The 26,742-nt window shown below is 64.8% G+C and carries 19 protein-coding genes; 17 read left to right on the top strand and 2 right to left on the bottom strand.

Annotated elements, in window-relative coordinates:
• Window positions 1-159: 159 nt before the first annotated feature.
• The 7 genes from ACVWVP_RS29950 to ACVWVP_RS29980 are packed head-to-tail and all read left to right on the top strand — an operon-like array spanning window position 160 to window position 8,944.
• Window positions 160-2,595 (top strand): TonB-dependent receptor plug domain-containing protein, encoded by a 2,436-nt coding sequence (locus ACVWVP_RS29950; protein WP_178923192.1) that lies wholly within the window; start codon window positions 160-162, stop codon window positions 2,593-2,595.
• A 56-nt stretch (window positions 2,596-2,651) separates the two neighbouring features.
• Window positions 2,652-3,989, top strand: coding sequence for an LLM class flavin-dependent oxidoreductase (locus ACVWVP_RS29955; protein WP_457409680.1), 1,338 nt, complete (start codon window positions 2,652-2,654; stop codon window positions 3,987-3,989).
• Window positions 3,986-4,900 carry a 5'/3'-nucleotidase SurE gene (locus ACVWVP_RS29960; protein WP_457409683.1) on the top strand — a complete coding sequence of 305 codons (915 nt, stop codon included), beginning with the start codon at window positions 3,986-3,988 and terminating at the stop codon, window positions 4,898-4,900. Before ACVWVP_RS29955 ends, ACVWVP_RS29960 begins: the two co-directional genes overlap by 4 nt.
• The gene (locus tag ACVWVP_RS29965) at window positions 4,897-5,886 is read left to right on the top strand and encodes an LLM class flavin-dependent oxidoreductase (protein WP_178923189.1); all 990 of its coding nucleotides are present in this window, start codon (window positions 4,897-4,899) and stop codon (window positions 5,884-5,886) included. The genes ACVWVP_RS29960 and ACVWVP_RS29965 overlap by 4 nt, the downstream gene beginning before the upstream one ends.
• The gene (locus ACVWVP_RS29970; protein ID WP_457409687.1) at window positions 5,883-6,860 is read left to right on the top strand and encodes an LLM class flavin-dependent oxidoreductase; all 978 of its coding nucleotides are present in this window, start codon (window positions 5,883-5,885) and stop codon (window positions 6,858-6,860) included. Before ACVWVP_RS29965 ends, ACVWVP_RS29970 begins: the two co-directional genes overlap by 4 nt.
• Before the next feature lie 16 nt (window positions 6,861-6,876).
• The gene (locus ACVWVP_RS29975) at window positions 6,877-7,830 is read left to right on the top strand and encodes an LLM class flavin-dependent oxidoreductase (RefSeq protein WP_178923185.1); all 954 of its coding nucleotides are present in this window, start codon (window positions 6,877-6,879) and stop codon (window positions 7,828-7,830) included.
• A gap of 1 nt (window position 7,831) precedes the next feature.
• Entirely contained in the window at window positions 7,832-8,944 is a 1,113-nt protein-coding gene (locus ACVWVP_RS29980; RefSeq protein ID WP_457409689.1) for an LLM class flavin-dependent oxidoreductase, read from the top strand.
• 433 nt (window positions 8,945-9,377) lie between these two features.
• Here the strand turns inward: ACVWVP_RS29980 and ACVWVP_RS29985 are convergent, their stop codons facing one another.
• Window positions 9,378-15,599 (bottom strand): amino acid adenylation domain-containing protein, encoded by a 6,222-nt coding sequence (locus ACVWVP_RS29985; RefSeq protein ID WP_457409691.1) that lies wholly within the window; start codon window positions 15,597-15,599, stop codon window positions 9,378-9,380.
• A gap of 481 nt (window positions 15,600-16,080) precedes the next feature.
• On the opposite strand from ACVWVP_RS29985, the gene ACVWVP_RS29990 reads away from it, so the two are divergent.
• Together ACVWVP_RS29990 and adeC are read left to right on the top strand one after the other, a co-directional pair.
• Entirely contained in the window at window positions 16,081-16,875 is a 795-nt protein-coding gene (locus ACVWVP_RS29990) for a helix-turn-helix transcriptional regulator (protein ID WP_178923178.1), read from the top strand.
• Window positions 16,875-18,344 carry an AdeC/AdeK/OprM family multidrug efflux complex outer membrane factor gene (gene adeC / locus ACVWVP_RS29995; protein ID WP_457409693.1) on the top strand — a complete coding sequence of 490 codons (1,470 nt, stop codon included), beginning with the start codon at window positions 16,875-16,877 and terminating at the stop codon, window positions 18,342-18,344. The genes ACVWVP_RS29990 and adeC overlap by 1 nt, the downstream gene beginning before the upstream one ends.
• Here the strand turns inward: adeC and hpaA are convergent.
• A complete protein-coding gene (gene hpaA, locus ACVWVP_RS30000) occupies window positions 18,271-19,131 on the bottom strand; it encodes a 4-hydroxyphenylacetate catabolism regulatory protein HpaA (protein WP_457409695.1) in 861 nt (286 codons plus the stop codon). The two genes, adeC and hpaA, sit on opposite strands and share 74 nt — an antisense overlap.
• A gap of 128 nt (window positions 19,132-19,259) precedes the next feature.
• On the opposite strand from hpaA, the gene ACVWVP_RS30005 reads away from it, so the two are divergent.
• From ACVWVP_RS30005 to hpaI, 8 genes are all read left to right on the top strand, one after another.
• Complete coding sequence (locus tag ACVWVP_RS30005; RefSeq protein ID WP_457409697.1) at window positions 19,260-19,925, top strand: fumarylacetoacetate hydrolase family protein; 666 nt, start codon at window positions 19,260-19,262, stop codon at window positions 19,923-19,925.
• Entirely contained in the window at window positions 19,922-20,692 is a 771-nt protein-coding gene (locus tag ACVWVP_RS30010; protein WP_457409699.1) for a fumarylacetoacetate hydrolase family protein, read from the top strand. Before ACVWVP_RS30005 ends, ACVWVP_RS30010 begins: the two co-directional genes overlap by 4 nt.
• A 5-nt stretch (window positions 20,693-20,697) precedes the next feature.
• Window positions 20,698-22,158, top strand: a complete 1,461-nt coding sequence (gene hpaE / locus ACVWVP_RS30015) for a 5-carboxymethyl-2-hydroxymuconate semialdehyde dehydrogenase (protein WP_178923228.1) — start codon at window positions 20,698-20,700, stop codon at window positions 22,156-22,158.
• A 58-nt stretch (window positions 22,159-22,216) separates the two neighbouring features.
• Window positions 22,217-23,074, top strand: a complete 858-nt coding sequence (gene hpaD / locus ACVWVP_RS30020; protein WP_178923158.1) for a 3,4-dihydroxyphenylacetate 2,3-dioxygenase — start codon at window positions 22,217-22,219, stop codon at window positions 23,072-23,074.
• Window positions 23,075-23,089: 15 nt separating this feature from the next.
• Entirely contained in the window at window positions 23,090-23,485 is a 396-nt protein-coding gene (locus ACVWVP_RS30025) for a 5-carboxymethyl-2-hydroxymuconate isomerase (protein ID WP_457409701.1), read from the top strand.
• A 173-nt stretch (window positions 23,486-23,658) separates the two neighbouring features.
• A complete protein-coding gene (locus ACVWVP_RS30030) occupies window positions 23,659-24,963 on the top strand; it encodes an MFS transporter (protein ID WP_457409704.1) in 1,305 nt (434 codons plus the stop codon).
• 11 nt (window positions 24,964-24,974) lie between these two features.
• Window positions 24,975-25,778 (top strand): 2-oxo-hept-4-ene-1,7-dioate hydratase, encoded by an 804-nt coding sequence (gene hpaH / locus ACVWVP_RS30035; RefSeq protein WP_259175441.1) that lies wholly within the window; start codon window positions 24,975-24,977, stop codon window positions 25,776-25,778.
• Between the two features lie 16 nt (window positions 25,779-25,794).
• Window positions 25,795-26,595: a 4-hydroxy-2-oxoheptanedioate aldolase gene (hpaI, locus tag ACVWVP_RS30040; RefSeq protein ID WP_457409709.1), complete on the top strand. Its 801-nt coding sequence runs from the start codon at window positions 25,795-25,797 to the stop codon at window positions 26,593-26,595.
• The last annotated feature ends 147 nt before the right edge of the window (window positions 26,596-26,742 follow it).

Genomic DNA, 26,742 nt, shown 5'->3' on the forward strand with positions numbered 1-26,742 from the left:
AACACCAAAGCGTCCTATCACCACACAACAAGCCATTGTTTTTAATCATTTTTTTACGATGGCACAGCCTTTGCTCTCCAGCCTCTCACCAGAGCTTGAACCCAACAAGCCGACCTCGATCAAGGCCCAACGCCTTAACCAACTGGAGTGTTTCCCATCATGAATGCATCACGCGCCGCCGGCAGCCGACCCGGCAAGGCCTTCGCCCATACCCTGTTATTTATCGCCCTGTGCGAGGCGGCCAGCTACAGCAGCCTGGCCCTCGCCGCCGACGCCCCGGCCAGCGACAACCCGCTGGACACCGTGGTGGTGATCGGCAACCGTGGCCAGGCGCGTACCCTGGCCGAGAGCCCGGCGCCGGTGGATGTGATTTCTTCCAAGCAACTGCTGGCCACCGGGCAAGGTGACCTGACCCGCGCCTTGAGCAAAGTGCTGCCGTCGCTCAACCAGCCGGCGTCGTCAGGCTTCGGTTCCACCTCGGTGGTGCGCCCCATCAGCCTGCGTGGCCTCAATGGCGACCAGGTGTTGGTGCTGGTCAACGGCAAGCGCCGTCACAACAGCGCACTGCTGAACAACGGCACCTACCTCAACTCCGGCTCGCAGCCGGTGGACCTCGACATGATCCCCACCGCCCTGGTGGATCACGTCGAAGTGCTGCGCGACGGCGCCTCGGCCCAGTACGGCTCGGACGCGATCGGCGGCGTGGTCAACGTGGTGCTCAAGCAGACCGACCACGGTGGCAGCCTGTCCACCAGCTACGGCCAGAACTATGAAAACGGTGACGGCGAAACCGTGCGCCAGACCGGCAACGTTGGCCTGGCCCTGCCCAACGACGGCTTTATCAACCTGGCCCTGGACGCGAAGAAGCAAAACGTCTCCGATCGCTCCGACAATGCGCCGTACACCGACTCCGCCGGCAACACCAGCCAGCGACACACCTACTACGGCACCGGCCTGCCCGAGGCGAAAAACTTCAGCCTGGGCTACAACGCCGAGCTGCCGGTGGATGACGCGCTGACCCTGTATTCGTTCTCGACCTACACCCACCGCAACTCGGAAAAACCCCTGGCCTTCCACCAGCCGTCGAGTTTCAACGGTATCCAGACGCCGTACCCGGAAGGCATCGAAGACAACCTGCGGTTCATCGAGGAAGACTTCCAGGTCGCGTTCGGCGGCAAAGGCAAGGCCGCCGGCTGGGACTACGACCTGTCCAGCACCTTCGGCCAGGACCACGCCCGCGCCACGCTCACCGACACCTACAACCTGAGCTACGGCCCGACGTCGCCGACCTCGGTGGACACCGGCGTGAAAACCTTCAGCCAGTGGACCAACAACCTCGACCTGACCCGCGCCTTTGACCTCGGCTTGTACAAGCCGACCCAGATTTCCTGGGGCCTGGAACAACGCTACGAGGACTACAAGATCGGCAAGGGCGACCTCGCCTCCTACGCCAGCGGGCCGTTCAGCACCGGCGCCAACGGCGCCCTGATCCCACCCGGCACCATTTCCGGCGCCGGCACCACCCCGGCCGATGCCGCGCAGAAAAGCCGCACCAGCCTGGCCGGCTACGGTGAAATCGGGCAGGACTTCACCGACAAGTGGCACGTGGACCTGGCCGGTCGCTACGAGCATTACAACGACGGCTCCGGCACCACCACCAATGGCAAGTTCTCCACCCGTTACCAGTTGACTCCGATCCTGGCCGTGCGCGGCACCGTCAGCACGGGCTTCCGTGCGCCGTCCCTGGCCCAGCAGATCTACAGCGCCACCTCGCAGACCAGCGTCAACGGCCAACTGTTCGACTACCGCAACGTGGCGGTCGACTCCGACGTGGCCAAGGCCTTGGGCGCGAGCAAGCTCAAGCCGGAAAAATCCACCAACTTCAGCGTCGGCTTCACCCTGCAACCCACCGATGCCACCAACATCACCCTGGATGCGTACCAGATCAAGATCAAGGACCGCATCGCCCAGACCGGCTACCTTGGCGGCACCGCACAGATCAACGCGATCCTCGCAGCTGCCGGGCTCAACCCGAACCAGGCCGTCACCTACTTCACCAACGCCTTGGACACCACCACCCGTGGCGTCGACCTGGTCGGCGACTACCGCCAGGACATCGGTGCCTGGGGCAGCCTGAAGTACTCGGCGGGCTTCAACTGGAACACCACCCAGATCGACGACATCCACGCCTCCGCCGTTGCCGCACAGGCACTCGGCCCGGATGGCGGCTATGATCGCCAGCGCCAGGGCAACCTCAAGTACGGCCTGCCGCAATCCAAGTTGCTGCTGGGCACCACCTGGACCTACGACAAACTGGAAGTGGCCCTCAACCTGACGCGCTACGGCGAGTACACCCAGTACGGCACCGCCGAGATCTACGACCGCACCTTCTCGCCGGCGTGGATCACCGACCTGAACATCGACTACCACCTGACCAAGGCCGTCACCCTGAATGCCGGCGCCAACAACCTGTTCAACAAGTACCCGGAACGCACCGACCTGGCCAGCAGCTCAGGCGGTTTCCCCTACGGCAACTTCTCGCCCTACGGCACCACCGGCGGCTACTGGTACACCGGCGTGACCTACAACTTCTGACCCGGCGCACGGGGCTGGTTCGCCAGCCCCGTGCCTGACTTGAATAGGACCTGCTCATGACCCGCCGCACCGATCAACTCAAGCTGGGGGCGTTTCTCGCCAACAGCGGCCACCATGTCGCTGCCTGGCGCCACCCCTTGGCCCAGGCGGATGCCAGCCTGGATTTCGAGCACTTCAAGCACATCGCCCAGACCGCCGAGCGCGGCAAGTTCGATGCGTTGTTCATCGCCGATGTGGTCGCGCTGTGGGGGCATCATCACGATGCCTTGAGCCGCACGGCGCGCGCCGAGCATTTCGAGCCCCTGACCCTGATGTCGGCCCTGGCCGCCGTCACCCGGCACATCGGCCTGATCGCTACGGCCACCACCACTTACAACGAGCCCTACCACATCGCGCGCAAATTCGCGTCCCTCGACCACCTGTCCAAGGGCCGCGCGGCCTGGAACCTGGTGACCTCGGTGGTCTCGGATGAAGCGTGGAATTTCGGCCGTGAAAACCATGTGGACCACGGCGACCGCTACCAGCGCGCCGAAGAATTCCATGATGTGGTCAAGGACCTGTGGGACAGTTGGGACGACGACGCCTTCACCCGCGACAAAGCCAGTGGCGAGTATTTCGACCCCGGCAAATTGCACACCCTCAACCATCGCGGCGAGCATTTCTCGGTGCGTGGCCCGCTCAACGTGGCGCGCTCGCCCCAGGGCCACCCGGTGCTGGTGCAGGCCGGTGCATCGGAACCGGGTAAGAACCTCGCGGCCCGAGTGGCCGAGCTGATCTTTGCCCATGCCCATGACGTAGAGAGCGCCCAGGCGTTTTACCAGGACATCAAACAACGCGCCGCCGCCTTCGGCCGCGACCCGGACCACATCAAGATCCTGCCGGGCATCACCCCCTTCATCGCCGACACCCGTGAACAGGCCCAGGCACTCTTCGAAGAATTCCAGGCGCTGATCGACCCGGTGCTGGGCCTGCGCCTGCTGGCGGACACCCTGGGCGATGACATCGACCTGTCGGGCCATGACCTCGACGGCCCGCTGCCCGAGACGCCGGTCGGCCAACGCGGCAGCCGGCGTGACAAAGTGCTGGAACTGGCGCGCAAGGAAAACCTGAGCATCCGCCAGCTGTACCTGCGCCTGGCCGGTGGCAACCCGGTGATTGGTACGGCCGAAGACGTGGCCGACCACTTCGAGGCGTGGTTCCAGGCGCGGGCCTGTGATGGTTTCAACGTGTTCTTCCCGTATTTCCCCGGCGCCATTGACCTGTTTGTGGACCGAGTGATCCCGCTGTTGCAGGCGCGCGGGCTGTTTCGCGAAACCTACGAAGGCACCACCTTGCGTGAAAACCTGGGCCTGCCACGCCCCGCCAATCGTTTTACGACGGGGGCTCCTGCATGAAACGCAGCGCCTGGATGCTGGCCTGCGGCAGTGTGTTCGCGTGCAAAGCCTTTGCCTTGAACATCCTGCTGACCAATGACGACGGTTATCAGCACCCGAATATTCGCGCCTTGTACACCGAGCTCAAGGCCCAGGGGCATACCGTGCGGATCGCCGCGCCGCAGAGCGACCAGAGCGCGCGCGGCGGCGCGTTCTTCTTTGGCCGTGAAGTCAGCGTGGGCCGCGACAGCGACCCCGCCTACCCTGACAGTTACTACATCAGCACCCACGAAAACGGCGTGTGCCAAAGCCCTGAGTGCGCCGGCAAGGCCGTGCAGATCGAAATCAGCGGCACCCCGGTGATGGCACTGCTGATGGGCCTGAAAAAAGTCCTGCCCCACCCCGACCTGGTCATCGTCGGCCCCAACCCCGGCAATAACCTGGGCGCAATTAACCTGGCGTCGGGCACGTTCAACGCTGCCAGTGCGGCGGTCCAGGCGGGCATCCCGGCGCTGGCGGTGAGTACCGACCTGAAAGAACAAGACCCACAGCGCGTCGCCCGGTGGGTGGCGAAGTTGGTACACGCCCTCGACCGCCATCGCCAACCCAACGGCGCCCTGCTGCCGACCGGCCTGGGCCTGAATATCAACCTGCCCAAAGAGCCGCAGCCCAAGGGCGTGAAACTCACGCGGATCGGCAGCTACGTGGGGTTTGAAGCGCTGTACACCGACGACCTCAAGCGGTTCAACCTGCCTGGGAAGCCTGGCATCGGGTTCCAGTACAGCCCTGCTGCCACCGCCGCACAACAGCATGATGAAGCGGTGTGGCTGAACAAAGGCTACCTGACCATCAGCCCGTTCAGCGGCCTGCCGGAATCCCTCAATGCCGGCCCCGCCCTGCAAAAACAATTGACCCGGGAGCTGACACCATGAGCACTGGCTTTTCCCTGGGGTTCCTCAGCCGGGTCTACAGCCCCAGCGCTGATCCCAAGGTTTACCGCGACACCCTGGCGCTGTTCAAGGTCGCCGAAGAACTGGGCTTCGACAGTGGCTGGGTCGCACAACACCATTTCGCCAGTGAGCAGGGGCGCCTGCCCTCGCCCCTGGTGTTGCTCGCCGCGATTGCCCAGCACACGCAGCGCATCAGCCTGGGCACAGGGATTATCGTGCTGCCCCAGGAAGCCCCGCTGCGCCTGGCCGAAGACGCGGCGGTGCTGGACCTGCTCTGCAACGGCCGCCTGGAGCTGGGCCTTGGCGCGGGGTTTGATCCCGAGACGTTCCTGGCCTTCGGCCGCGAGCATGAGGCAAGGCACCGGGATTACGAGCAGCACCTGCAACAGTTGCTCCGTGCCCTGGGCAACGCGCCACTGGCCGATAACGGGGCGCGCCTGCTGCCACGGGCCAATGGCCTGAGCCACCGCGTGTGGGAAGCCACCTCACGGGTGGAACGGGTGGCGGAGCGTGGCCACGGCCTGATCATGGCCCCCAACCCCCACCTGCCGGCACACGCTGGCGTGGAACTGGTGGACCGCTACCGCAAGGCCTGGACCGGCGACAACGGCACACCGGCCCGCGTTGTGCGGGTGCAGGCGCTGTTCCCGTCGCCCGGCGACGCCACGCGCCGCGACATCCTGGCTTATGTGGATCGCCAGCAACGCATCGGCGTGTTCAAGGGCGCGCTTGACGACAACTTCGACACCACGCTCGAACGCCTGGGCATCTTGCATGGCCCGGTGGAGCGCATCGTCGAGCAGTTGCAGCAAGGCCCCGCATTGACGGCCCACGATCACCTGATCCTGCAAGTGCAGACCGTCAGCACACCGCTGCGCGACGCCATCCGCGCCCTGGAAACCCTGCGCGAACACATCGCCCCCGCCCTGGGCTGGCAACCGGCCCGGCCCTCAGGAGCCCTGTCATGACCTTCAAACTGGGCTTTCTCAGCCACGCCTTTGGCGACGACCCGCAGCAGGTCTACCGCGACCTGATCGAACAATTCGAAGTCGCCGAGGCGCTGGGCTTCGACGGCGGCTGGATCGCCCAGCACCACCTGAACAACGGCTTTGGTCGGCTGCCGTCACCACTGGTGCTGCTGGCGGCGGTGGCCGAGCGTACCCAGCGGATCGAACTGGGCACCGGGGTGATTGTGCTGCCATTTGAGGACCCGATCCGCCTGGCCGAAGACGCCAGCGTGCTCGACGCATTGAGTCGCGGCCGAGTGCAATTGGGCCTGGGCAGCGGCGGCGCGAACCTGGATAACTTCAGTGCGTTTGACCGTGACCCCACCCAGCGCCAAGTGGAATTTGCCGAGCATCAGCAACGCTTGCAGCACCTGCTGGCCGGCCAGCCGCTCGCCGGTGAATTGACCCTGCAACCTCCCGCGCCTCGCCTGGGGGAGCGACTGTGGCATTCCCATGGCAGCACCGACGGTGCGGTCTACACGGCCCGACAAGGTAATGGCCTGCTGCTGGGCACCGCGACCCACGACCCACTCACCGTGCAAAAACCACTGGCCGAGGCTTACTTGCAGGCGTGGTCGCGCACGGACCGCGCGCCACGTATCGGCGTGGTCCGTGCGATTTTCCCGGCGTCCAGCCGCGCCGACGCCCAGGCCGAACTGGCGGTGGACATCGAGCGGCATATCCCGCGCCTGCAACGTGAAGGCCTGATCGATGAGGCGGTGGACCTGCAGGCCCATTTGCGCCTGATGAATGTGCACCACGGCCATCCCGATGAAGTGATCGAAAGCTTGCAACAGGATCCTGCCCTGCTGCCTTATGCTGATTACGTGATCGCCGTGGTCCAGGCGGAAAGCTCGACCCAGGCGCAGATCCTCAAGCGCCTGGAAACGATTGCCCGGGACATCGCCCCGGCCTTGGGTTGGAAAAGACGATGACTGACGGAGCTTATGCATGCCCCTCGAATTCAGCTGGCTGATGCCCCTGTGTACCCCCGACTGGGCGGCGCGGCCGGGGCAATGGATTCAACTGGCCCAAGCCGTGGAATACGCCGGCCTCGATGGCCTGTGGATTCCCGGTGGTGCACTGTGCGCTGACAGCCTGGGCGTGGCGGCGGCGTTGTGCGCGCACACGCGGCGGGTGCGCTTGTCGGTCAGCGTGCCACCCGAGGTGATGCTGCCCGCCGCGCTGGCCACGACCTTGCAAAGCCTGCAATCGATCAGCGGCCACCGGGTGCAGTTGCACCTGCCCAACAGCGAACGCAGCGCCTTTGGCGAATGGCTCAACCGTGACCAGCGCAGCGAGCGCATCGGCGAGTACCTGGAGATCCTGCAGCAGTTGCTGGCGCCCGATGATGCGGGCCTGGATTACCAGGGCCGCTATTTCCAACTGGAAAACGCCGGCGTCGCCCGTCGCGAACTGCCCGCCCCAGGCCTGATCCTCGACGACAGCCAGAGCCACAGCCTGGTGAGCGCCCACGCCCAGACCTGCCTGCTCGCCCCTGGCGCTCCCAAGGCCCTCGCCAAGGAGATCCAGCGCTGGCGGGCGATTCAACCAGCACTGGGTTTCGCCTGCACCTTCGGCCTGATCCTGGGCGACAGCGAAGACCTGGCCTGGGAGACCGCCGCCGCGTTGTTGCCCGTGGCGGACGTCCCGGACGAACTGCTCGCCACCCTGCCCCGCGCGCGCCACCCGCTGCGCCAATGGGAGGTGCACCCGAACCTGCTGCAACGCGCGCCGGGGCAACCGCTGATCCTGGTGGGCACACCGCAGCAGATCGCCACGCGCCTGCAGGAACTGCACGGGCTGGGCTTGAACCAGCTGATCCTCGAAGGCGGGCCGGCCGTGGGCGATGTGCTGCGGTTTGGCGAACAGGTACTGCCCCTCTTGCGCAAGGAGCGCCCGTAGCATGAGCACAGACGCACGCCCACCGATCCAGCTCGACTGGTTCCTGCCCACCAATGGCGACGGTCGCCACCTCACCAGCAGCGGCTTGCCCAAGGTCGGGTTGTTCCAGCAAGGCGAACGCGCGCCCACCCTGGACTACCTGCGCCAGATCGTGCGGGCCACCGAACAGGCCGGTTTCGACGGCATCATGGTGCCCACCGCCAGCGGCTTCGAGGACCCGTGGCTGATCACCGCCGTGCTGGCCCAGGAAGTACGCCGCCTGAGGTTTCTGCTCACCCTGCGGCCTGGCACCGAGTTGCCGGCCTACACCGCACACCGTGCGGCCACTTTGCAGCTGCTCAGCGAGAACCGCCTGGCCCTGCATGTGGTGACCGGCTCCAGCCGCTTTGAACAACGCTCCCTGGGAGATTTCCTGGAACATGACGAGCGCTATGCACGCACGGCTGAATTCCTGCAGATGTTCCAGGCCGTGTGGGCCGGGCAACCGCCGCCCCATCCGGGCCGCTACTACCGCAGCGCGCTCCATACGCCGATTGCACCGGGCGCCGAGGCACCGCCGATCTACTTCGGCGGCGCCTCCGAAGCCGCCGAACGTGTGGGCGCGGCCCATGGGCAAACCTACCTGATGTGGTGCGAACCGCCGGCGATGATCGCCGAGCGCATCCACCGCATGCGCGACCTGGCGGCCGCCCAGGGCCGCACCTTGCGCTTCGGCCTGCGCCTGCACGTGTTCGCCGCCCCCACCGATGACGCCGCGTGGGCCCACGTAGAACGCCTGCTGCAAGAAATCCCCAAGGACGCCATCGATCAGGCACAGCGGCAGATGGCGGCTTACGAATCGGTAGGCCAGAACCGCCAGACCCAGCTGATGCAAGGCCGTGGCCGTGGCGCCCGAGAGCTGGAAGTGTCGGCCAACCTGTGGGCCGGTGTGGGGTTGGTCCGTGGCGGTGCGGGTACCGCGCTGGTGGGCAGTTATGCCCGAGTGGCGGAGCGGATCGAGGAGTATCACCAGTTGGGAGTGGACAGTTTTATCCTGTCGGGATTTCCACATTTGGAAGAAGCGATACATGTGGGGGCGGAAGTAGTGCCGTTGTTGCGCAACCTGACCGCCTGAGCGTTGCCGACAGGTCCGGCGCCATCGCCGGCAAGCCGGCTCCTACAGAGGAAAAAAACGCATCCACGATGCGTAGCGAGTCGCTTTTGATTTTGATCTGAGGCGCCCCGTCAACCACGCTGGCCGAACGCAGGCTTGAATCCGTGGGCAACCCGGCAGGACGCCGGGTTAGCCGCCCCGCGCCATGGATGGCGCGTGGCGGCGGCCCACGGATTCAAGCCGGAGTGAGGGAACACCGAGCCTAGGCGAGGTGCCGAGTGGTGGGGCGAAGCGTTTTTGGTTACTTTTTGCGCTCTTCAAAAAGTGACCCGCTGTAAGAGCGGAACCCTAAGTAGCCGTTACCGCAGCAATGGATATGTACACGAACAAACCGCCATCGCCGGCAAGCCAGCTCCCACAGTGTGCGTTCGGCTCCTACAGTTTGTGCCAGGCCTTAGATACGACGCCGGCGATTGAGCTGCGGAATGGCAGTCTCAGGCACTTCCACCCGCTGCACCTGCGCCACCGTGCAAGCCGCCAATTGCGCCAACGTCGGCTGGCTGAACAAGGTACGCGCATCCACCTCCAACCCCGCCTTGCGCAAACGAGCCACCAAGTTCACCGCCAGCAACGAATGCCCACCCAACTCAAAGAAGTGGTCATGCCGCCCCACCCGCTCCAGCTTCAGGACATCGGCCCAGATGCCCGCCATCAAGGTCTCCACCTCGCCAACCGGCGCTTCATAAGCCCGGCTGAGCACCGACTCCAACCCCGGCTCCGGCAGGGCCTTGCGGTCCAGCTTACCCGCCGGATTCAGTGGCAGCGCCTCCAACTGCACAAACGCCGCAGGCACCATGTACTCGGGCAACTGCGCCAGCACATGTGTGCGCAACGCCTCCAACGTCGGCGCCTCCCCTCGCACGGTGAAATACGCCACCAGGCGCTCATCCCGGATCAACACCGCCACTTCGCGCAACGCCGGGTGCGCCGCCAACCGTGACTCGATTTCCCCCAGCTCCAGGCGCACCCCGCGCAACTTCACCTGGAAGTCATTGCGCCCAAGGAATTCGAGGTTGCCATCCGGCAGATAACGCACCAGGTCGCCGGTGCGATACAGGCGATCACCCTCGACAAACGGGCTGTCGATAAAGCGCTCGGCCGTCAGTTGCACCAACCCCAGGTAACCACGGGCAACCCCTACCCCACCAATGTGCAGTTGGCCGCTGACACCCATCGGCACTGGCGCATCGTGCTCATCGAGCACATACAGGCGCGTGTTGTCTATCGCTCGGCCAATCGGCAACTGCAACGCCGGCACCGGCGCGCCGGGCTCCAGCGTCCAGGCGCTGCTGTCCACCGTGGCTTCGGTCGGGCCGTAGACGTTATGCAAACGCACGTTGGGCAAGCGGGCCTGCACGCCCCGGGCCAGGGCTTCGGTGAGTTCGCCACCGCCACACAGCACGTCAGTGAGGCTGGTGCACAAGGCAGACTCTTCCAACTCAAGGAACTGCTGCAACATCGCCGGCACGAACTTGATCACCGTGATCTGCTGCTCGCGAATCACCTGTGCCAGGTAAGCCGGTTCGCGGTGGCCGTCGGGCCGCGCCAGCACCAGGCGCATGCCGTTGGTGAGCGGCCAGAACAGCTCCCACACCGAACCGTCGAAGCTGAACGGCGCACGCTGCAACAACGCCCCGCCTTCAGCGTTCGGGCACAGCCGGGAGCCCCAGTGCATCAGGTTGCCCAGGCCGCGATGCTCGATCATCACGCCCTTGGGCGTGCCGGTGGAGCCGGAGGTGTACATCACGTATGCCAGGTTGGCGACGCTCAGGCCCGGCACCAACGGGTTGCCGCTGGGCGCCTGGCTCCAGGCGCAGTGGTCGAAGTCGATGACCGGAATCGATACGTCACCCGTAAGGTCACGAGTCGCCGCGTGCACCAGCAGCGCCACCGGCTGGCTGTCTTGCAGCATGTAGGCGAGCCGCTCGCGGGGGTAGCCCGGGTCCAGCGGCACATAGGCGCCGCCCGCCTTGAGGATGGCCAGCAAGCCCACCACCAGGTCCAGCCCGCGTTCGACGCACAGCGCCACCCGCGCGTCCGGCTGCACACCGCGCTCGCGCAGGTAGAAGGCGAGCCGGTTCGCGCGCTCGTTGAGTTCGCGATAGGTGAGCTGCCGCTCGCCGGCCTGCACGGCAATGGCGTGGGGAGTATGCCGCGCATGGGCTTCGAACAGCGCTTGCACGGTGAGGGTGTCGGGGTAGTCGGTCTCGGTGGCGTTGAAGTCCAGCAGCAGGGTGTTCAGTTCACCGGCGGGCAACACCGGCACCTCGCGCAATGGCGTTTGCGGCGCTTGCTCCAGCGCGTCCGCCAGGTGGATCAGCACGGTTTCCAGGTAGTCCAGCAGGCGCTCGGCCCCCACCTTGCGCGGAGCCTTGGCCTTGATCAGGAAGCCACTGGCGGTGTCGTCCACGGTGAGCATCAGCGGGTAGCTGAGGATGTCTTCGCTGCTGATCAAGGCGATGCCCGGCACCAGGGTCAGGTCGCGCTCGGCGTCGGTATGGCGGTAGTTGAGCAAGCTGTTGAACAGCGGCGAGGCGCTGCTGCAACGCTGGGCCAGGGCCAGGGAGGCCTGCTCGTGGACCAGCAACGCGCTGAGCCGCGCGTGGGTGTCGCGCAGTGCATCGGTCACGCTCTGGCCGGCCAGCCGCAAGCGCAAGGGCAAGGTGTTGATGAACATGCCCAGGGCGCGGTCGGCGCCCTCACCCGCCTGCAAGCGGCCGAGCAACACGGTGCCGAACACCACGTCGTCACGACTGCTGACCCGGCCGAGTACTTGGGCCCAGGCCAGGTGGAACAGACTGGCGACGCTGACCCCCAGGCCACGCGCCTGGCTGCGCAAGCGCTGATTGAGCTGATCGCTCAATGGGTGTTCAGCCTCTTCGGTCTGTGCCCGATCCGCCTGGCGCTCCTGCAAGCCAAACGCCAGGGTCGGCTCGTCCACGTCCCCCAGCTGCTCGCGGAAAAACCCCTCGTGCGCCGCTTGCCGGGCCGGTGAGCGGGCCTGCACCACCACGTTGCGATACGGCACCGGCGCCGGCAGCTGCGCCTGCTGACCCAGCAAGTGGGCACGGATTTCCTGCATCAGGATCGTGGTGGACGTGGCGTCATTGACCAAATGGTGGAAGCGCAGCCGCGCGACCCAGCGTTGCGCGTGGGGTTCTTCGGCGTAGTCCAAGGCCATCAGCGGCGCCTGGCGCAAGTCCAGCGGCGCTGGGTGTTCGCCCATGGGTTCGACGCGCAACTGCGCGGTGCGCCACACCACCTGCATCGGTTGTTCGAGCGCGTCCCAGACCAGGCTGGTGCGCAGGATATCGTGGCGGTTGATCACCTGTTGCAGGGCTTGCGCAAAAGCCTCCAACTGGTCGCGACGGGCAAAGCTGAACAGGGCCTGCTGCTGATACGGGTCGTGTTCATCGGTGATGTGGTGGTAGAGCAAGCCTTCCTGCAACGGGGCCAGTGGGTAGATGTCTTGTATGTTTTCCGCGCCACCGGGAATGCTCGCAACAATGCGCGCCAGGCTGGCAGGGTCCGGGCCGGCCAGTTCGGTTGCCTCCACGTCGCCGGCCGCACTCGCCGCTGCCAATGCCGCCAGGGTCGGCTGGCCGAACAGCACCTGCACATCGGCGCGCAACCCCACTTGGCGCATGCGCTGCACCAGTTGCACCGCCAGCAACGAATGCCCGCCCAGCTCGAAGAAATGGTCATGACGACCGATCTGCTGCACCTGCAACAGCTCGGCCCAGATCTCTGCCAGCAGGGTTTCCACGCCGGGGAGCGGCGCTTCATAGCGGCGGGTGACGAAGGCCTCCTGGGTCGGCGCCGGCAGGGCCTTGCGGTCGAGTTTGCCGTTGGCGGTCAGCGGCAGCGTATCGAGTGCCATGTAGGCCGCCGGCAGCATGTAGTCCGGCAACGTGGCCTGCAAATGAGCTCGCAGGGCTTCGATGGCCACCGGTTCACGCGGGACGAACCAGGCCAGCAGTTGACCGTCGCGGTACTGCACCACGGCTTCCTGGACCTGGAGATGGGTCGTCAGGGCCGATTCGATTTCGCCCAGCTCGATTCGCACCCCACGGATTTTCACCTGGTCATCGTTGCGCCCCAGGTAGTCGAGGTTGCCGTCGGGCAGCCAGCGCGCCAGGTCGCCGGTGCGGTACATGCGGCCCTCGTTGAAGGGGTCGTCGAGGAAGCGCTCGGCGCTGAGTTCGGGGCGGTTCAGGTAACCCCGCGCCACCCCCTTGCCGCCTACGTAGAGTTCCCCCGCCGCGCCGAGCGGCACCGGGCGCTGTTGCTCGTCGAGCAGGTACACCCGGGCATTGGCGATCGGCCCGCCAATGTGCAACGGCCGGCCGATGTCCACGCGGCCCGACGTCGCGACCACCGTGGCCTCGGTGGGCCCATAGTTGTTGATCACATCAAACGTCTGCGCCCGAGTGAACGCACGCAGGCGATCACCGCCGATCAGCAACGTGTGCAGGGTCGGGTGTTCCAGGCGCTGGCTGAAGGCGTACTCGGCCACGGGCGTGGGCAGGAAGCACACGTGCAGCGGCTGCGCTTGCCACCAGCTCAGCAGCGCGTCGATGTCTTCTGCGCCCTCGTGGGCGGGTGGCAGGTGCAACGTCGCGCCCACGCACAGCGCCGGCCAGACTTCCCAGGCCATCGCGTCAAAGCCGAACCCGGCGACGCTGGCGGTGTGGCTGCCGGCGTGCAGGTGGAACGCCTGGCAGTGCCAGTCCACCAGGTTCGACACGGTGTGGTGCTCGACCATCACGCCCTTGGGCAAGCCCGTGGAGCCCGAGGTGTAGATCACATAGGCCAGGTTGGACGAGGTGACGGCCACCCGGGGGTTGCTGCCCAGGTGGAAGGTCGGGCGGTCCAGTTCGATCACCGGCACGTTCGATGCCGGCAGCCGGTGCAGCAGGTCGTGCTGGGTCAGCACCACCACCGGGGCACTGTCTTGCACCAGGTAATTCAGGCGCTCGGCCGGATGCGCCGGGTCCACCGGCACATAGCAGGCGCCGGACTTGAGAATCGCCAGCAACCCCACCAGGGTTTCCAGGCTGCGCCGGGCCAGGATCACCACGCGGTCATCCGGTTTCACGCCGTGTTCCAGCAGGCGATGGGCCAACGCATTGGCTTGTTGATTGAGCTGGGCGTAGGTCAGGTTCCGGCCCTGGTAAATCGCCGCGATGGCCTCCGGTGTACGGGCCGCCTGGGCCTCGATACGCCCGTGCAGGGTCTGGGGTTCACTGTTGGGTTGGGCGGTGGCGTTCCACCGTTGCAGCAGCGCCTGTTCAGCAGGCGTCACGAGGGAGAATTCGCCGACTTTCAACCCGGTGTCTTCCAGCCCCTGTTCCAGCAACCAGGTAAAGCGCTGCGCCAGTGCCTGGACTTCGTCGTGCTGCAAATAGGCTTCGTTGTAAACGCAATGCAGGCACGCGGTGTCCTGGTAGCGGTTGCTGCGCAAGTGGATGGCGAGGGGCAGCGGCTCATGCAGGTTGGACACCTTGACCGCCCGCGCCTGGACCTGGCCGTAGCGCAGGTCATGGTCGTCCTGCTCGAACGACACCGACAGGTCGAACAACTGGCCGCGATCCGCACGGCGCAGGCCCAGTTCGCGGTTCATCTCGCTCAAGGGGAAGCGCTGGTGGCGGAAGTCCTGCTTGAGCTGGTCACGCACACCGCGCACCAGGGCGCTGAACGGCAGCGCTTCGCTGAACTGAAAACGCACCGCACTGACCTGGGTGAACAACCCGACGGTGGAACGGAACCGTGCGTTGGAGCGATTGAGGATTGGCAACCCCACTGCCCACTCATCGCGCTGGTGAGTACGGGTGAAATACACGTACATCGCCGCCAGCAGCACATGGAACGCCGACGCCTGGTAACGGTTGGCCACGTGCTCCATGCGGTCGAGCAAGGCCACGGGAAACGCTTGCACGAGGGTATTACTGGCGGTTTGCGCGCTGTGCCGGGGTGTGAGCAACGGCTCCGGCAGCGCCTGGTACTTGCCCAGCCAATAGGCACGGTCACGGGCGTAGCGTGGCGACTGATGGTAACGCTGGTCGGCCTCGATAAAGTCGACATAGGACGGCGCCAGCGGCTCGGGTTGCCGCCCGTGCTCCAGGTCGGTGTACAAGCGGGCCAGGGATTGCAGCATTTGGCCGAAGCCCCAGCCGTCGAGGATCAGGTGGTGAGCTTGCGTGCCCAGGCGATAGTGGTTGTCGTCGAGCTTGACCAGGAAAAACCGGAACAGCGGCTCTCCCTCCATGGTATACGGCCGGGCCATATGCGCCTGCATCAAGGCCTGGGCGGCGGCCGACGGGTCGGGCAGCGCGGAAAAATCATGCAGGGCCACTTCGACCGGCAATTCGCTGACGAAGGTTTGCCGAGGCAGGCCATCGGCATCGCTGTGCAATTGGGTACGCAAGGCGTCGTGCTTGGCGACCAACTGCTCGATGGCGCGCTGAATCCGATCAGGCACCACCGCGCCGGCGAAATCGACATAACCGCCGATGTTGTACAGCGGTGAGTCGCCTGCACGCAGTTGGTCGAGCCAGATGTCCTGTTGCGCAGCGGTGAGGGGGAAGCTGGCCGGCAGGCTGGGGAAATGCTTCATAAGATCCTTCTCATGGGGGGCAGGCACTGGCCGCGCAGGGAGGCCGAAATTGCCGGATTTGAGCATGGGGGTGGGGGACTGTCTGTCACCCGAAACCCGGACACCCAAACGGATGGAAACGGGGCCTGCTGATGGTTCACTGCTGAATCGATTAAATGAGTGTAGGAAATTGGCTATATCTGGCCGATGTCACCTTTACCAAATTTGCCCCACATATAATTTTTTACTTTATTTTTCATATAGTTAAAAAACTCTAAATACCCTGAGTGAAATTTCTTCGGCGGAATAGGCCGTCAGAAACGTCGAATTAATGACGATGTTTTTATGGCAGCTTGTGTCCCACGTTCCCGCTACATACGTAGGACAAATCCCCTGGCTAAATGACATCTCGAGCGCCGACTCACGTTCATGAGGAACGGATCGACCCCGCAGAGGCCCAGGGAGTCCGTTGACGGTGTACGACTTCAAGGATGAGATGGCTATGAGTTTGACGCGCAGCATCAACAACACGGAAAGCCCGCATTTCTACGCCGAAATGGGCGAGTTGATTTCCACCAGCGGCCACGAGGAATTTGCCAGCAAGATGCTGCACCTCGTGGACAAATGGGTGCCGATTCACCTGGTGGACTTGAGTGAATGGACCCTCGACGAACCTCGCGACAGCGCGCTCGACATCAAGCTGCTGGGCAGTGCGGGCCTGAACAAGGACCTGCCGACGTCCCAGACACTGCATTCGCTCAACGACCACCCGCTGCTGCGGGAAATGCTCGGCATGCAGGACCCGCTGCTGATCCAGATGAAGGCCAAGGCCAAGAGCACGCACCTGCGCGGCACGTCGCACCAGTGCAACCTGGTGTCACGCCAGGGCAACCGGCGCTGTGTGATTTCGCTGTACCGTTTGCCGGGCCAGCGCGGATTTTCCCTGGCGGAACTGTCGTTTCTCAAGAGCCTGTCGGAGACGCTGTTGCCGTTGATGGAGCGCCACGCACAGATCCTGCGTCAGGCGCCGCCCGCCTCCACTGAACCTGCGCACCGCTTGCTGGAACAGTCACAGTTGCAACGTGAGTTCTACAAACGCTTGTCCCTCAGCGACATCACCCTGTCGGCCCGGGAGCAGGAAGTGTGCCTGGGCTTGCTGACCGGCGGCACCGTGCCGCAAATGGCGGAAAAACTCAGCGTGAAAAACAGTTCGATCGAGACCTACCTCAAGCGCGCCGCCGCCAAGTTGGGCGTGAGCGGCCGCCATGGCCTGGCCAAATGGATGGTGGGCGCCTGATGAACAGACTGACCCTTACCGGCGTTGGCCTGGCCTGGATGCTTGGCGGCTGTTCGTTGATCCCCGAGTACCAGCGCCCCGAGGCGCCGGTGCCGGCACAGTTCCCGCAGAATGGCATTTACCGCCTGGCGCAGGCTGGCACCGTGGCAATCACGCCGGACTGGCGGCAACTGTTCCACGACCCGGCCCTGCAGCAGTTGATCGGCGACGCATTGGCCAATAACCGCGACCTGCGGGTGGCAGCGCTGAATGTGGAGGCCTTCCAGGCGCAATACCGCATCCAGCGTGCGGACCTGTTCCCGGCGGTGTCTGCCACGGGGGCCGGCAAACGCCAGCGGCTGCCGGGCGACGTCACCGGCACCGGCAAACCCGCGATCACCTCCAACTACTCCGCCACCCTGGGCATCAGCGCGTATGAGCTGGACCTGTTCGGCCGCGTGCGCAGCCTCAGTGAACAGGCGATGCTCACCTACTTGGGCACCGAAGAGGCACGCCGCAGTGCACAATTGAGCCTGGTGGCCAACGTCGCCAATGCCTACCTGACCTGGCGCGCTGATCAGGAACTGCTGGCCCTGGCCCAGCAGACGCTGGTCGCCAACGATCACAGCTGGCAGCTGACCCGCCGCAGCAAAAGCGCCGGCAAAGCCTCGGCGCTGGATGCAGTGCAAGCCCGCACCGCGGTCGAGAGCACCCGTGCCAGCGTGGCCCGTTATGAACGCCAAGTGGCCCAGGACCTCAACAGCCTCGCGCTGCTGGTTGGCGGCCCGGTGGATGAGCGCCTGCCGTCACGCCCGCTGGCCGACGACCTGGTGGCGCGTGTGCCGGCCGGCCTGCCGTCGGACCTGCTGCGACGGCGCCCGGACATCCTGCAAGCCGAATACCAGCTGCAGGCCGCCAACGCGAACATCGGCGCCGCCCGGGCAGCATTCTTCCCGTCGATCAGCCTGACCGCCAACGCCGGCAGTACCAGCAACGAACTGTCGGGGCTGTTCAAGGGCGGTGCGGGCACCTGGACATTCCAGCCGCAGATCAACCTGCCGATCTTCAACGCCGGCAGCCTGCGCGCCAGCCTCGACTACGCGAAGCTGCAAAAAGACATCGGCGTGGCGCAGTACGAAAAGTCCATCCAGACCGCCTTCCAGGAAGTCGCCGACGGCCTCGCTGCGCGCCAGACCTTCAACGACCAGTTGGCCGCGCAACGTGATTTCGTCGCCGCCAACCAGGCCTACTACGACCTGGCGCAGCACCGCTACCGCAGCGGCGTCGACAGCAACCTGACGTTCCTCGATGCGCAGCGGTCGCTGTTCGCCTCCCAGCAGGCGCTGATCGTCGACCGGCTGGCGCAGCTGGTGGCGGAGGTGAACCTGTACACGGCGCTGGGCGGCGCCTGGGATGTCAGCGCAAACCCGACTGCCGCAGCCGATACTCCCCCGGCGTCACCTGCGCATAACGAAGGAAAAACCGGCTGAAATAGGCCGGGTCCTTGAACCCCAGCTGGTAGCAGATCTCGTTGGCCGAGCTGCCGGTAAACAGCAGCAGGCGCTTGGCTTCCTGCATCACCCGTTCCAGGATCAAGCGCTTGGACGGCAGGTCGGCCAGGCGTCGGCACACCTCATTGAGGCGCGCCTCGGTCACGCCGATCCCCTCGGCGTAGCGCGCCAGCGGCCAGTGTTCCAGGTAATGGGCCTCGATCAGTTCGTTGAAGCGATGAAAGATGCGCAGGTCTTCGTGCCGCGTCGGGCGTGACGGCAAGGAATGGGCGCACAGGCGCAGCAGGCGAAGCATGATCAGCCGCGTGAGGCTGTCCAGCGCGGCGGCGCGCCCGGGCCGCTGGGCGTTGATCTCGTCGTTCAAGTCTTCGAACAGCGCATCCAGCCCCTGGTCGCCGCCGGTCAACGCCACACAAGCGGCGCCGGAGGCCAGGCTGGGATCGGCGTCGATCAAGGCCCACACCAATTGCTGGCGCACCGTCAGCACATGGCCGTCGGCGTCCGCTTCGGTGACGAAGGCGTGGGGCACGGTGGGCGGCGTGAGAAAAAACATCGGCCCCGATTCCACGTACTGGCGGTCATCCAGATACACCCGCACCGCGCCACTCTTCACGTAATGCACCTGGAAAAACCGGTCATGCCGGTGCACGGGCATGTTGCGCCCGAAAAAACCCGCCAGGTTGCCGAGCTTGTCGTAATGCACCTCGGCGTCGCTGTAACGCTGGTCGTAGACCTGCCCGATGTTGATGTTGGGAATAGGCTGCACGCTGCCCCCTTGTTGTTATTGGAGTGCGCCTGGATTTTGCCATGCTTGACGGTTGTTAACATATTAATTATAACGTTAACACATTAACGAACTGCCTATGCAGCAGTCGCCACCGCCAGGAGAAACGCATGAGCCGTACCCTGCATGATGTTGCCAGCGGCACCCTGTTCGGCGTTGCGCTGAACTACCAGGGCCTGCTGGACCAGCATCTCGCCGCCTTCCAGCAGGCGCCCTACCAGAAGCCGCCCACCAAGCCGGTGCTGTTTATCAAGACCCCGAATACGCGCAACGAGCACGCTGGTGTGGTGTTGCACCCCCAGGGCGAGCGCCTGCAACCCGGCCCGGCGCTGGGTGTGGTGATCGGCGAACGCGCCAGCCGTGTCAGCCTGGAAAATGCCATGGCCCATGTGGCCGGCTATGTGGTGGTCAACGAGTTCAGCCTGCCGGAAGACAGCTACTACCGCCCTGCCGTCAAAGCCAAATGCCGCGATGGGTTCTGCGCGTTGGGGCCGCAACTGGTTCCACGTGATCAGGTGGCAAACGCCAATCAGTTGAGCCTGAAACTGTGGGTCAACGGTGAACTGCGCCAGGAAAACTCCACCGCGAATTGGGTGCGAGACATCCCGCAGTTGATCGCCGAAATCAGCGAGTTCATGACCCTGCACCCTGGCGACGTGCTGATCACCGGCACGCCCGAAGGCCGCGTGGATGTAGTGCCGGGCGACAGGGTTGACGTCGAGATCAGCGGCGTAGGTCGCCTGACCAACCAGATCCAGGCGGAGACCCCAGCATGAAACACGCCCGCATCCGCTATGAACATGAAATCCATGCCGTGACGGTCGAGGCCGACAACGCCGTGCGCCTGAGCGACGGGCGCCTGCTCGCCGAGGACCAGGTCGAGTGGCTACCACCGGCCACCGGCAGCATGTTCGCCCTGGGCTTGAACTACGCCGACCACGCCGCCGAACTGGCCTTCACCCCACCGACCGAACCGCTGGTCTTCATCAAGTCCGTCGGCACCTACACCGGCCACCGCCAAGTCACCTGGCGCCCGGACAACGTTGCCTACATGCACTACGAGTGCGAGCTGGTGGCGGTCATCGGCAAGGCCGCGCGCAACGTCAAGCGTGCCGACGCCCTGGACTACCTGGCCGGCTACACCGTGTGTAACGACTACGCGATCCGCGACTACCTGGAAAACTACTACCGCCCCAACCTGCGCGTGAAAAACCGCGACGCCACCACCCCGGTCGGCCCGTGGATCGTCGACGTGGCGGATGTGCCCGATGCGAGCAACCTGACCCTGCGCACCTGGATCAACGGTGAGCTGCGCCAGGAGGGCAGCACCCGCGACATGATTTTCGATATCCCCTACCTCATCGAATACCTGTCGAGCTTCATGACCCTGCAACCCGGCGACATGATCGCCACCGGCACCCCCGAAGGCCTGGCCGATGTGGTGCCCGGCGATGAAGTGGTGGTGGAAGTCGAAGGCGTGGGCCGCCTGGTCAACCGAATTGTCAGCGAGGCGGACTTTTTCTCCGCCCGGAAAGAGGCGTGAGCGACATGATCAAACACTGGATCAACGGCCGCGAGGTCGAGAGCAAAGACGTATTCATCAACTACAACCCGGCCACCGGCGAAGCCATTGGTGAGGTAGCCAGCGGCGGCGCAGAAGAAGTCGCCCAAGCGGTCGCCGCCGCCAAGAATGCGTTCCCCAAGTGGGCCAACACCCCGGCCAAGGAGCGCGCACGCCTGATGCGCAAGCTCGGTGAACTGATCGAGCAGAACGTGCCACACCTGGCCGAACTGGAAACCCTCGACACCGGCCTGCCGATCCACCAGACCAGGAACGTGCTGATCCCCCGTGCTTCGCACAACTTCGATTTCTTCGCCGAAGTCTGCACACGCATGGACGGCCACAGCTACCCGGTGGATGACCAGATGCTCAACTACACCCTCTACCAACCGGTAGGCGTGTGCGGGTTGGTATCGCCGTGGAACGTGCCGTTCATGACCGCCACCTGGAAGACCGCGCCATGCCTGGCCCTGGGCAACACGGCGGTGTTGAAGATGTCGGAACTGTCACCACTGACTGCCAACGAACTGGGGCGCCTGGCGGTGGAAGCCGGGATTCCCAACGGCGTGCTCAACGTGATCCAGGGCTACGGCGCCACGGCCGGTGATGCGCTGGTGCGTCACCCCGACGTGCGGGCGATTTCCTTTACCGGCGGCACCGCCACCGGCAAGAAGATCATGCAGACCGCCGGCTTGAAGAAGTACTCCATGGAACTGGGCGGCAAGTCGCCGGTGCTGATCTTCGAAGACGCCGACCTGGAACGCGCCCTCGACGCGGCACTGTTCACCATCTTCTCCTTGAATGGCGAGCGCTGCACCGCCGGCAGCCGCATTTTCATCCAGGAAAGCGTCTACCCGCAGTTCGTCGCCGAATTTGCCGCCCGCGCCAAACGCTTGATCGTCGGCGACCCGCAAGACCCGAACACCCAGGTCGGCTCGATGATCACCCAGGCGCATTACGACAAGGTCACCGGCTACATCAAGATCGGCCTCGAAGAAGGCGCCACCCTGCTCGCCGGTGGCCTGGAGCGCCCGGCCAACCTGCCGGCGCATCTGAGCCGTGGTCAGTTCATCCAGCCGACCGTATTTGCCGACGTGAACAACAAGATGCGCATCGCCCAGGAAGAAATCTTCGGCCCAGTGGTGTGCCTGATCCCGTTCAAGGACGAGGCCGAAGCCTTGCAACTGGCCAACGACACCGAATACGGCCTGGCCTCCTACATCTGGACCCAGGACATCGGCAAGGCCCACCGCCTGGCGCGCGGAATCGAAGCCGGCATGGTATTTATCAACAGCCAGAACGTGCGCGACCTGCGCCAGCCGTTTGGTGGGGTCAAGGGCTCCGGCACCGGCCGTGAGGGTGGGCAATACAGCTTCGAAGTGTTTGCCGAGATCAAGAACGTGTGCATTTCCATGGGCAGCCATCACATCCCGCGGTGGGGGGTATAACCCGGCTCCCACAAGGATCTCATTACCATCACAAGAATAATTATTCAGGAGAATCATCATGGGCGAAGTGGTCCTGGCGGCGAAGATCTGCCACGTACCGTCGATGTACCTGTCGGAACTGCCCGGCAAGCATCACGGCTGTCGCGAAGCGGCGATTGCCGGGCACAAGGAGATCGGCCGGCGTGCCCGTGAGCTGGGCGCCGACACCGCCGTGGTGTTCGACGTGCACTGGCTGGTCAACAGCGGTTACCACGTCAACTGCGGCGCGCAGTTCCAGGGCACCTACACCAGCAACGAGCTGCCGCACTTCATCAAGAACATGGAGTACGCCTACCCCGGCTGCCCCGAGCTGGGCGAGTTGATCGCCGCCGAAGCCAACGAAGCCGGCGTGCGCAGCATGGCCCACAACATCCCGAGCCTGGAGCTGGAATACGGCACCCTGGTGCCCATGCGCTACATGCACATGGGCGTGCCGGAAGATGAAAAATTCAAGGTCATCTCCATCGCCGCCTGGTGCGCCTGGCATCGCCTGGAAGACAGCTTTGCGTTTGGCGCCGCCGTGCGCCGGGCCATCGAGAAGAGTGATCGCAAGGTGCTGGTGCTGGCTTCCGGTTCCTTGTCCCACCGTTTCTCGGACGACCGCCAGGCCGAAGCGAACATCCATAACTGGACCCGCGAATTCGACAAGCAGGTGGACCTGCACGTGGTGGAAATGTGGAAGCAAGGCCGCTTCAAAGAGTTCTGCGCCATGCTGCCCGACTACGCCGAGCACTGCTTCGGCGAGGGCAAGATGCACGACACCGCCATGCTTCTGGGGCTGCTCGGCGGGCCGGATTACGCCAAGCCGGCCGAGATCATCACGCCGCCGTTCGGCAGCTCGGGCACCGGCCAGATCAACGCGATTTTCCCGCTGTAACCCTGGGAGAAACCCATGCCGCACTTTATCGCCGAGTACACCGACAACATCGAACCACAGGCCGACCTGCCCGGCCTGTTTGACAAGGTCCACCGCGTGCTGGGGGACAGTGGCGTGTTCCCCCTGGGCGGCATCCGCAGCCGTGGCGTGCGCCTGGACACCTGGCGCATGGCCGATGGCAAACACGACTACGCCTTCGTGCACATGACCCTCAAGGTCGGCCACGGCCGCGACCTGCCCACGCGCCAGGCGGTGGCCGAGGCGGTGTTTGCGGTGATCACCACGCACTTCGCTGAACTCCAGGCACAACGCTTACTCGCGCTGTCGTTCGAGATGGTCGAGCTGCACCCGCAGCTCAACTTCAAGCAGAACAATGTGCACGCCTTCCTGAGCCAACACACCCCCTTGTAGGAACTGGCTTGTTGTGGCGAGGACGCTTGTCGAATCGTCCCGTTCGACAGCGCAGCTGGAGCCGGCTTTTTGGGGGCGCTTCGCCCCCCAGCGCAAGCAAGCTTGCTCGCCACAACAAGCCAGCCCCTACAGGGATTTATATCCACGGCCTCTCAGACAAAAAGTACAACATCATGAGCACAGCCCACACCACGGCCAGCCGCGTGCTGGCCGAGCACGACCGCACCCATCGTTTAGTCACCTGGCGCCTGATGCCCCTGTTGCTGGTGTGCTACCTGTTCGCCCACCTGGACCGCATCAACATCGGCTTCGCCAAGATGCAGATGAGCAGCGACCTGCACTTCAGCGACACGGTCTACGGCTTTGGCGCCGGCCTGTTCTTCATCGCCTACGCACTGTTCGGCGTGCCCAGCAACCTGGCGCTGGACCGCGTCGGGCCCCGGCGCTGGATCGCTAGCCTGATGGTGGTGTGGGGCCTGTTGTCCACCGGCATGCTGTGGGTGGAGAGCGCCCGGGGTTTCTATGTGCTGCGCTTTTTGCTGGGGGTGGCCGAGGCCGGGTTTTTCCCGGGGATCCTGGTGTACCTCAACCGCTGGTACCCGGCTCGCCGCCGCGCCCAGGTCACCGCCTTGTTCGCCATCGCCGTGCCCATGGCCGGCGTGCTGGGCGGGCCGTTGTCCGGGGCGATCCTCGAACACTTCCATGAGGTTGGCGGGCTGCGCGGCTGGCAGTGGATGTTCCTGATCGAAGGCCTGCCAGTGGTGTTGCTGGGGCTGGTGGTGCTCAAGGGGTTGCCGGACAGTTTCGATTCGGTGCACTGGCTGACCGCCGAGCAAAAGCGACAACTGAGTATCCAACTGCGCAGCGAAGAACAGCGCAAGACCATCACCTCGTTCGGCGGCATCCTGCGCGACCCCCAGGTGTGGCTGCTGGTGGCGGTGTATTTCGCGGTGATGCTGGCGGTGAACACCCTGGCGTTCTGGATGCCCACGCTGATCCACGGCGCCGGCATCGGCCGCGACAGCCAGGTGGGCCTGCTCAGCGCCGTGCCGTACCTGGCCGGGTGTTTCTTGATGATCGGTTGCGGGCGTTCGTCCGACCGCCATCGTGAACGTCGCTGGCACCTGTGCGTGCCGTTGCTGATGGCCGCCGTCGGCATCGCCGTGGCCGGCCTGGCACCGCACAACCCACTGCTGGTGATGGCCGGGCTGGTGGTGGCCGGCATGGGCGCCAGCGCCGCATTGCCGATGTTCTGGCAACTGCCCCCGGCGTTTCTATCGGACACCACCCAGGCGGCCGGCATCGCCATGATCAGCTCGTTCGGCAGCGTCGCCGCGTTCCTCGCGCCCTACCTGATCGGCTGGATGCGCGACGCCACCCAGAGCGCCAGCCTGGCCCTCTACGTACTCGCCCTGTTTATCGCCCTCGGCGGCCTGCTGGTGCTGCGCACCCACGCCGCCATCGTCAACCCACACTAAGGACCGTCGCCATGCTCGACTCCCCGCAAATCCTCGCCGCCGCTGCCCACCTGGACCGCGCCGAACGCAGCCGCGAACAGGTGCGCCAGTTTTCCCTCGACTACCCCGGCATCACGATCGAGGACGCCTACGCAATCCAGCGCGCCTGGGTCGCGCAGAAGATCAAGGACGGGCGCACGTTGAAGGGCCACAAGATCGGCCTGACCTCGCGAGCCATGCAAGTGTCGTCGAACATCACCGAACCGGATTACGGCGCGTTGCTCGACGACATGTTCTTCGACGAAGGCAGCGACATTCCCTTCGAACGCTTCATCGTGCCAAGGGTGGAAGTGGAGCTGGCGTTCATTCTCGGCAAACCGCTCAAGGGCCCTAACTGCACCGTGTTCGATGTGCTCGACGCCACCGAATGGGTGATCCCGGCATTGGAGATCATTGACGCGCGCATCCAGCAGGTCGACCCCCACACCCACGCCACGCGCAAGGTGTTCGACACCATTTCCGACAACGCCGCCAATGCCGGCGTGGTGCTGGGCGGCCGTGCGGTACGACCCACCGAGATCGACCTGCGCAAGGTACCGGCCGTGCTGTACCGCAATGGTGTGATCGAGGAATCCGGGGTGTCGGCGGCGGTGCTTAACCACCCGGCCAAGGGCGTGGCCTGGCTGGCGAACAAGCTGGCGCCCTATGACGTGACCCTGCTGCCCGGGCAGGTGATTCTCGGCGGTTCCTTCACCCGCCCGGTCGCAGCCCGCCCAGGCGACACCTTCCACGTCGACTACGACCAGCTCGGCTCGATTGCCTGCCGCTTCGTCTGAACCCAGGAGGTTTGCCATGGACATGCCCATCAACCGCTTCAAACAACGCCTGCACAACGGTGAGGTGCAGATAGGCCTGTGGCTCGGCCTCGCCGATGCGTACTGCGCGGAGTTGGCCGCCAACGCCGGTTTCGACTGGCTGCTGATCGACGGCGAACACGCGCCCAATCAGCTGCCAGGCCTGCTCGCCCAGTTGCAGGCCGTGGCGCCCTACCCCAGCCAGGCGCTGATTCGCCCGGTGACCGGCGACAGTGGGCTGATCAAGCAACTGCTGGACATCGGCGCCCAGACCCTGCTGGTGCCCATGGTCGAAAGCGCCGCTCAGGCCCGCGAACTGGTGCGCGCCATGCGTTACCCGCCTCAGGGGATTCGAGGGGTGGGCAGTGCCCTGGCGCGGGCTTCACGCTGGAACAGCATCCCGGGTTACCTCGACCTGGCGGATGAACAGATGTGCCTGCTGGTGCAGATCGAAAACCGCGAAGGCCTGGCGAATCTGGAGGAGATTGCTGCCGTGGACGGCGTGGACGGCGTGTTCATCGGCCCGGCGGATTTGAGTGCGTCGATGGGACACCGGGGTAATCCGGGGCATCCCGAGGTGCAGGCGGCGATTGAAGACGCCATCGGGCGCATCGTGCAGTCGGGCAAGGCGGCGGGGATCCTCAGTGCCGATGAAAGCCTGGCGCGGCGCTATATCGAGTTGGGCGCGACGTTTGTGGCAGTGGGTGTGGACACCACGGTGTTGATGCGCGGGTTGCAGGCGCTGGCAGGGAAATTCAAGGGCACTCCCGAGGCCACCTACGCAGGCAGCGTGTACTGAATCACCCCTGTAGGAGCCCGGCTTGCCGGCGATGGCGTCCGTGAGATCGCCCTCGCCGGCAAGCCGGTCTCTTACGGGTACGGTGTTGAATCAGCGCGGAACGAGGTCCAGGCACACCGAGTTGATGCAGTAGCGCAGGCCAGTCGG

The organism is Pseudomonas sp. TE24901 (assembly GCF_054058375.1).